This window comes from Chloroflexota bacterium, from assembly GCA_026710945.1.
Taxonomy (GTDB): domain Bacteria; phylum Chloroflexota; class UBA11872; order VXOZ01; family VXOZ01; genus VXOZ01.
Map to the genome: position 1 here is coordinate 1 of JAPOQA010000006.1, position 7,955 is coordinate 7,955.

At 62.0% G+C, this 7,955-nt stretch carries 6 protein-coding genes; all 6 read left to right on the forward strand.

The genetic code is table 11. The features are described from left to right. The first annotated feature begins 308 nt into the window (after positions 1–308). The 6 genes from OXE05_00885 (at position 309) to OXE05_00910 (ending at position 7,692) form a co-directional block, all read left to right on the forward strand. A complete protein-coding gene (locus tag OXE05_00885) occupies positions 309–2,846 on the forward strand; it encodes a 3-hydroxyacyl-CoA dehydrogenase/enoyl-CoA hydratase family protein (GenBank protein MCY4435871.1) in 2,538 nt (845 codons plus the stop codon). A 213-nt stretch (positions 2,847–3,059) separates the two neighbouring features. Beyond that, a complete protein-coding gene (locus tag OXE05_00890) occupies positions 3,060–3,338 on the forward strand; it encodes a type II toxin-antitoxin system RelE/ParE family toxin (protein MCY4435872.1) in 279 nt (92 codons plus the stop codon). Positions 3,339–3,355: 17 nt separating this feature from the next. Continuing rightward, positions 3,356–3,646 (forward strand): HigA family addiction module antitoxin, encoded by a 291-nt coding sequence (locus OXE05_00895; protein MCY4435873.1) that lies wholly within the window; start codon positions 3,356–3,358, stop codon positions 3,644–3,646. 134 nt (positions 3,647–3,780) lie between these two features. Then, a complete protein-coding gene (locus OXE05_00900) occupies positions 3,781–4,545 on the forward strand; it encodes an enoyl-CoA hydratase-related protein (GenBank protein MCY4435874.1) in 765 nt (254 codons plus the stop codon). 229 nt (positions 4,546–4,774) lie between these two features. Beyond that, positions 4,775–5,716: an IS110 family transposase gene (locus tag OXE05_00905; GenBank protein ID MCY4435875.1), complete on the forward strand. Its 942-nt coding sequence runs from the start codon at positions 4,775–4,777 to the stop codon at positions 5,714–5,716. Between the two features lie 839 nt (positions 5,717–6,555). Further along, complete coding sequence (locus tag OXE05_00910; GenBank protein MCY4435876.1) at positions 6,556–7,692, forward strand: alanine--glyoxylate aminotransferase family protein; 1,137 nt, start codon at positions 6,556–6,558, stop codon at positions 7,690–7,692. Positions 7,693–7,955: the final 263 nt, after the last annotated feature.

A 7,955-nucleotide genomic window follows, 5' to 3' on the forward strand; every position in this document is an offset into this window, starting at 1 on the left:
CTTGCCTGAATACATGTCATTCCGAACGAAGCGCAGCGAAGAGAGGAATCTAGTGTACTGAAGCCGTTAAAGTGCGTTGAGCAGGGACCCTAGATTCCTCGCTCCGCTCGGAATGACATGCACCGTCAACTCCTCAGAGTGGAAAGCGGATTCTGTCAACGATTTACTCAACACTTACAGGAATGACGGATCATTTTCCCGTAGCGCGGGGGCTTGTCCCCCGCTCTTTGCAGCGGGATATTAGCACCATAGCGGACTAGAAGCTTCTCACGCCGACACCGTTAGCACAGCACAGGAAGGGAATAGTCTTGGCAAATTCGGGTCTTGCGAAAGGCGGTTGGACCGTCCGCCGCGCTGCCGTCATCGGCGCGGGTACCATGGGCGCGCAGATTGCCGCGCTGTTGGCCGGTTTCGGCATTGAATGCGAATTGCTCGACGTGCCGGATGCAGAAGGTCGCGACCGGCGGGCGGAAGCGGCCCTGGAAAAACTCGCCGCCATGCGTCCGTCGCCGCTTTTCAATCGCGGCGACCTGGACCGTATCCGCCCCGGCAACGTGGAGGACCACGCGGCGCGCTTGGTAGAATGTGATTGGATTATTGAGGCGGTCTTCGAAGACCTTGCGATCAAGCAGCAACTCTGGGCGGCGCTGGCCCCGCACGTGCGGGATGACGCCATCGCCAGCACCAATACGTCCAGCATTCCCATCCACTCCATAGCCAACGTGCTGCCGCCGGACGTGAGACAAAGATTTCTCGGCGCGCACTTTTTCAACCCACCCCGCTACCTGCGGCTCTTCGAACTGATCCCCACGGACGAGACTGATCCCGCGGTTACGGCAGCCGTGCAACGGCTCGGCAGCGAGACGCTGGGCAAGGGTTGCGTGCGCGCCCACGACGTGCCCGGCTTCGTCGGCAACCGCATCGGGCTCTACGTTTTCGCGGAGACCCTGCGCGCAATGCAGGATTTGGGCCTTGGTCCGGACGAGGTGGACGCCGTCACCGGCCCGCCGCTGGGCCGTCCCCGCAGTGCCACGTTTCGTACCCTCGACCTGATCGGCCTGGATGTCTACGTAGACATCTGCGACAAGCTGCAGGTCTCCGTGCCGGAGGCGTGGGAGAAAGAGGCGTTCGCCGTGCCCGCCTTCGTTAGAGAGATGGTTGCGCGCGGCTGGCTGGGCGCAAAGAGCGGTCAAGGCTTCTATAAGCGCGAGGAGACGGACGGCGGCAGGGAGATCCTGGTGCTCGACCCGGAGACCTTGGAGTACCGTCCGCAGCGCTCGTTGGATGCGCCTTCACTCCGTGCTGTGCGAAAGCTAGAAGATACCGGCGACCGGATATCCGCTCTGGCCCAGGCCGACGATGATGCCGGGCGGCTGGCTTGGCGCATTCTCTCGCGGCTCTTCGCCTTTGCCGCCGCCAAGATCCCCGAAGTCGCCGACGAAATCGCCAGCATCGATAACGCTATGCGCTGGGGCTTCGCCTGGGAATTGGGACCTTTTGAGACCTGGGAAGCTCTGGGCATTGCCGAGACGGCACGCCGCATGGCGCGCGACGGCCTGGCGGTGCCGCCGTGGGTAGACGCGCTGGCGCGGCAGAGCGAACCCTTTTACCGCTATACCGACAAGGGCACAGAGCAGGCCACACCGGCGTCCGGTTACGCGCATGTCAGCGACAGCGAAAAGTCACTCTCGCTGCCGTGGCTGCAGGCGCAGACCCAACCGATCGTTTCTCGCGCCGGTGCGACCCTCCGCGACCTGGGCGAGGGCATCGCCTTTCTGGACGTGCATGGGCCGAAGCAGACGATTGATGCGGACGTGCTCGACATGCTTCAAATTGCCGCTGAGCAAGTGCCGGCCGCGTTTCGGGGTCTCGTGCTCAGCAGCCACGTGCAGCCGCACTTCTGCGTCGGCGCGAACCTCGCGGTGATTCTCCAGGCCGCCCAAGAGCAGCAATGGGACGTTATCGAGCGCTTCATCCACAAGCTGCAATACTCGCTGCTGGCGCTCAAGCGCATGCCCGTACCCTTTGTGACCGCCCTGTATGGGCGCGCGCTTGGCGGCGGGCTGGAACTCAGTCTTGCGGCGCAGCGCGTGGTGGCGGCGCGGGAGAGCTACGTGGGCTTGGTGGAGACGGCAGTGGGCCTGGTGCCCGCCGGCGGCGGCTGCAAGGAACTGCTGCTGCGGATGCTGGCGGAAGGGGATGAAGAGAAGATGGATTCCCGCTTTCGCGGGAATGACGGAAGGACTGCACGCGGAGATGACGGACAACCAGTACGCGGGAATGACGAAAACGCAATGCGCGGAAACCACGGCAGGGATTCCCGCGCGCATCGCACAATGTCCCGTCACTCCCGCGAAAGCGGGAGTCCATCCGATCCGGCCCAGGCGGTGCAGCGAACCTTCGCTACCATCCGCCTCGCGAAAGTCTCACAGCATGCGCCGGACGCCGCAGCCATCGGCTACCTCCGTGCAAGCGACACGATCGAAGCAAATCCCGATCATCTGCTCTTTCGCGCCAAAGCGGAAGCGCTGGCGCTGTCCGAAGAAGGTGACTCTTCACGTGCCGAACCCGTTACACTTCCCGCACTCGGCGTAGACGAACGCGACGCATTGCTTGCGCCGATCGAAGAACTCGCGCGCGCAGGCAAAGCCAGCGACCACGACCTGGCTATTGCACGAAAGCTCGCCTGCATCCTCACCGGCGGCGACGCCTCTGCGGGCACGTTGGCAACTGAGGAGCACTTCATCGACCTGGAGCGCGAAGCCTTCGTCAGCCTCTGCGGCGAACCCAAGACCCAAGACCGCATCGCCCACATCCTCAAGACCGGCGAACCACTGCGGAATTGACGGAAGAGTGCTAGTTTTGAGGTGCGATAAACTCCTCCCAACTCACTGGATTTCGAAACCGTAAAGGCACGGCATGCCGTGCCCCTTCTCGCCCTGCGAGACTGGCTGACTATGCGTCCCGCCCCCGGTTCAAGCCGGGATCCGCACTAGCGGTAGCAATGTACATGCGATATACCCTTGACGCCTATTATCGCGTCGCGATAATATGTAACGGTGAAGCGATTCGCCGATACGAATACTGAGCGTGTATTTCGCGGCCTGCGAGTGCGCCGTCTGCCACCGGGGATTCAACGGCGTGCCAGAATGCGGCTGCAGCGTGTGTTGGCAGCCACAACGGTGTCCGATCTGCGTATCCCGCCTTCTCACCGACTAGAAACGTTAAGTGGCAGCCGCCAGGGTCAGCACAGCATCCGCATCAACAACCAGTGGCGGGGGTGCTTCCGCTGGACTGATCAAGGGGCGATGGAGATCGAAACCATCGACTATCACTAGAAGTAGGACGGCACTGAATGAACATTGACCCTATCCATCCCGGAGAACACTTGGCAGAGATGCTCGATGAGCTTGGCATAAGCCAGTATCGATTGGCCAAGACGATTGGTGTGTCTCCAATACGCATCAATCAAATTGTGCATGGTCGCCGCGCCATTACGGCGGATACTGCTCTACGTATCGGCAAGGCGCTTAACATGACGCCTGACTTCTGGTTGAATCTCCAGCGGATGTACGACCTGGACGTGGCGCGGGTCTCCGCGGATGTCACTGACATCGTGCCGCTCGTTGGGGCAGAGCGGCCATAGCACGGCGCTTGCCTTGCGGCGAGCGCTCGCTGCATGTCGATCTTCCCCAAAGCCAAGGTTGCTTAGAACCTATACATAGTCACCGGAGCCACAGTAGACAGGCCGCACACATTATCCACAGCAAAGGACTAACCATGTCGTTCATCGAATACAACGTCACCGACAAAGTCGCCAAGATCACGCTGAACCGTCCCGACAAGCTTAATGCCATCAACCGCGCCATGCGGGAGGAGCTATTTCGGGTATTCGCCGACTTCGCGGCGCGGGGGGATGCCTGGGTGGCAGTAATCACCGGCACGGGCCGGGCGTTCTCCGTAGGACATGACCTGGAAGAGATGGGAGGGCCGTCCGGCGACGAGGCGCCGGGAACGTCAATCGAGGACCTCTATGTGATGCAGACGCGCATCTGGAAACCCATCATCGCCGCGATCAACGGCTTTTGCCTGGCGCAAGGCGGCGGCATCGCGCTGGCGTCCGACATCAGAATCGCCGCCGACACCGCCCAGTTTGGCTGGCCGCAAGCAAAACGCGGCATTAGCTCAATCAGCGGCCCCTCCATGCTCGCCAATCGTATCCCGCTGAATTATGCACTGGAATTCTTGCTCACCGGCGCATTCATCAGCGCGGAGGAAGCGCACCGGCTGCACCTCGTCAACAAGGTCGTGCCACTGGATGCGCTCGCAGCAACGGCCGACGAGTATGCGCAGACCATCGCGCAGAACGCTCCGCTGGCAACCCGCGGCATGAAGGAAGCGTCCGTCCGGGGCCAAAACCTGGGTCTGGAAGAGCGTGTAAATCTGGCGAGCCTCTTGTTCGAACGTGTGCGCGGCTCGGCAGACGCCGCAGAGGGGCTGCAGGCCTTCGTTGAGAAGCGGGAACCGGTCTTCAAGGGAGAATAATAGGGACAGGATCCCCTCACCCCGGCCCTTATATCTTAGAAAAGGGAGATAAAATGGGGGCAGGCGTGGCAGACCGGCTGGCCCTGGGTCAGAGGAGACCGTGGGAGAGAATGGTCGTCACGCCTGCCGAGCTCCCCCAGAGCCCGAACAGTTACTCGGAGTGTTAAGTCCGAATGCGTAAGGCTGGGACTGCCGGGGGCACCACGCATAGTATAGCAGGAGGGTAGACATGGCACAGGCAGGGGTGTACGTGGGGATCGATGTCTCACGGGACCGGTTGGACGTGAGCATTGGGGCAGGCGGTGAGGTGTGGCAGGTAGGGAACGATGGGACGGGGATACGGGCGTTGCGAGAGCGGTTAGCGGTGCTGGCGCCGGAGAGGATCGTGGTAGAAGCGACAGGCGGGCTGGAGCGCGCGGTGGTGAGGGGGTTGGATAAGACAGGGCTGCCGGTAGTGGTGGTGAACCCGCGGCAGGTGCGGGACTTTGCGCGGGCGACGGGACGGCTAGCGAAGACGGACGTGATTGATGCCGGGGTATTGGCGTGGTTTGGGGAGGCGCTGCAGCCGGCGGTGCGCCTGCTACCGGACGCGCAGGCAGAGGCGTTGCGAGAGGTGGTGACACGCAGGCGGCAGGTGGTGGAGATGCTAACGGTGGAGCGCAATCGGGTAGGACAGACAACGTCATTGGTGCGCCGGCAGGTGAAAGGGCACATTGCCGGACTGCAGCGGCAGTTGGTCGCATTGGACCGGGAACTGGCGCAACTGCTCCAGGCCAACCCGGTGTGGCGAGCGCGAGACACGTTGTTGCGCAGTGTGCCGGGGATAGATCCGGTCACTGCCAGCATGTTGGTGGCAGCCTTACCGGAGTTGGGGAGGCTGAACCGCAAGCAGATAGCCGCGCTGGTGGGGGTAGCGCCCCACAACCGGGACAGCGGCAGCTACCGGGGCAAACGCAGCGTCTGGGGCGGCAGAGCGGCAGTGCGCACCTGCCTCTACATGGCGACGCTCGTAGCAACGCGGCGCAACTCAGTGATACAGAGTTTCTATGCGCGGCTCTGCGCCGCCGGCAAGCCGAAGAAGGTGGCCTTGATAGCCTGCATGCGCAAGCTGCTCACCATCCTGAACCGCATGCTGCACACAAACTCACCCTGGCAACCGGTCACCACTTGACAGCCAAGACAGTTTCTCTCCCCAAAGAGAGGGGGTATTCGGAGCCTGGGAAGTGGGAGCAGCCGCTGCCTGGGAGATGGAGAAACCGCCGCCTGGGAGACGGAGTATCCGCTGCCTGGGAGTGTGGAATCGAGAGAAGTAAGGATCCCCTCGGCCCGATCCTCTCTCAAGAGAGAGGAGAGCTTTGCATTACCCTTGCCAAGCCGAGAAAGTACCTTCTCCCGGAGGAGAGCTCTGCGTAACTAGGCCTTGAGGAAAAACGTGTTAACCCCCTCTCCCTGTATAGACCGGATACATGGGTTACACATGTTCGGGCACATAGGTAACACCATAGAACGAGGGGGTTTTCGTAGTATGCAATGTCCTTGCCTTGAAAGTTAGATCCACGCAATATCCTTATGCACACAGTTTGTTTCTCTGGCACAAGCTGACAGGCTGAAAGTGAGTGCACTGTGTCGCCAGTCTCGTTTCAATCCCGGACCAACCCAAAGTACTCGTAGGTGTCAATCAGTAAAATGTGTAACCCATGTCCCCGAACAACTGTTACCTATGTCCCCAGTCTGTACACTCCAGGAGAGGGAGTGGCCCTGCTTGAACGTGGGGCTATGCAAAGGTCTCCGCCGGGAGAGGGGACTTTCCCGCGCCGGCGTGGGTTATGCAAGGTTCTCCTAGCAGGGAGAGGCGTAAGGGGAGCTCAATGGGGTTGCGCCGCTTTGGGGCACTTCAGGATAGTTCGCCCGAAATTCCCCAAGAGCAGAGAAAGGGATTTAGGATACTATAGCAAAGGTGCAGACCATCGCAATCAGCCTCAGTCTGAATAAGCGGAAGGACGAAACTCAATGGCAAACATGGCGCAACGAACCCTCCCACAGCGGCTGCTGCTCGGCCCGGGACCGGCCAACGTGCATCCGCAGATCATGGCGGCGTTGCAACAGCCGGTGCTGGGACACCTCGATCCGGTATTCCAAGAGCTTCTCGTGGAGACGGCCGGGCAGTTGCGGCGGCTCTTCGGCACGGAGAACGAACTCACACTCGCCGTCACCGGTACCGGTTTCTCCGGCATGGAGTCGTGCCTGGCAAATCTGATCGAGCCGGGCGATACCATGCTCGTGGGCGTGAACGGCTTCTTCGGCACGCGCATGGCCGACTTCGCCAAGCGCTTCGGCGCGGAGGTAGTGGAGGTCACCGCGCCGTGGGGGGAGCCCATTGACGCTGCCGACGTGAAGAACGCTCTGCAAGCACACCCGGCGGTCAAGGTGGTCGGCATCGTGCATGGCGAAACGTCGACGGGCGTCCGCCAGCCAATTCAGGAGATCGCGGATGCCGCCCACGCGCACGGTGCGCTGGTGCTCATGGACGCGGTAACCACGTTGGGCGGTCTGCCGGTCCAGGTCGATGCGTGGGGTGTGGACGCCGCCTACAGCGCCAGCCAGAAGTGCGTCGGCACGATTTCGGGCCTCGCGCCGCTGACGTTCAGCGCCCGCGCCCGCGAGCGCCTGGCCGAGCGCAGTGCGGCGCTGCCGACGTGGTACCACGATGTCGAGGCGCTGCACCAGTACTGGTCGGCGCAGGGCTTCTACCACCACACATGCTCCAGTACGCTGGTCTACGGCCTGAAAGCTGCTCTCGACCTGATGGACGAGGAAGGCATCGAAAACCGCTTCGCGCGCCATCAGCAATGCGGAGATGCCCTGAAGGCCGGTCTGGAAGGCATGGGCCTCTCGCTGGTCGCGGCAGCCGGCCACCGCCTGCCAATGCTGACGACCGTCAGAATCCCCGACGGCGTGGAAGATCTGGACGTGCGCAAAGCCCTCCTCGCCGAACACGGCATCGAGATTGCGGGCGGCTTAGGCCCGCTGATGGGCCAGATCTGGCGCGTCGGCCTGATGGGCTACGTGGCGCAACCGGAAAACGTGCGCACGTTCCTGAGTGCCTTAGGCCGGCTGCTGTCCCACCCGGGACTGAAGCAGGCATAGAGACACCGGTTTGGCCGCGGCGGGGCTACGCGCTAGACCCGGTAGTATTGCATCTCTAACGAGATGCCAAGAATTGCTGGTTGCGGTGTATCTTCCCCCAAATGCACCGGAAGAGCGTAGCGCGGGGGCTTGTCTCCCCCCCCCCCCAACCCCCCAAAGGGGGGGCTTTTGGGTAAATTTTCTTTGCGGGGCACCTCCAGACCTAAGGGGCACATTTTACCCTCCCCCCCCCCCCCTCCCCCCCGAGCGCGGCGCTCTTGCCC

Coding starts and splice junctions, on each gene's coding strand:
- OXE05_00895 (MCY4435873.1), top strand. CDS start 3,356: ATGAACATTGACCCTATCCATCCCGGAGAACACTTGGCAGAGATGCTC.
- OXE05_00900 (MCY4435874.1), top strand. CDS start 3,781: ATGTCGTTCATCGAATACAACGTCACCGACAAAGTCGCCAAGATCACG.
- OXE05_00905 (MCY4435875.1), top strand. CDS start 4,775: ATGGCACAGGCAGGGGTGTACGTGGGGATCGATGTCTCACGGGACCGG.
- OXE05_00910 (MCY4435876.1), top strand. CDS start 6,556: ATGGCAAACATGGCGCAACGAACCCTCCCACAGCGGCTGCTGCTCGGC.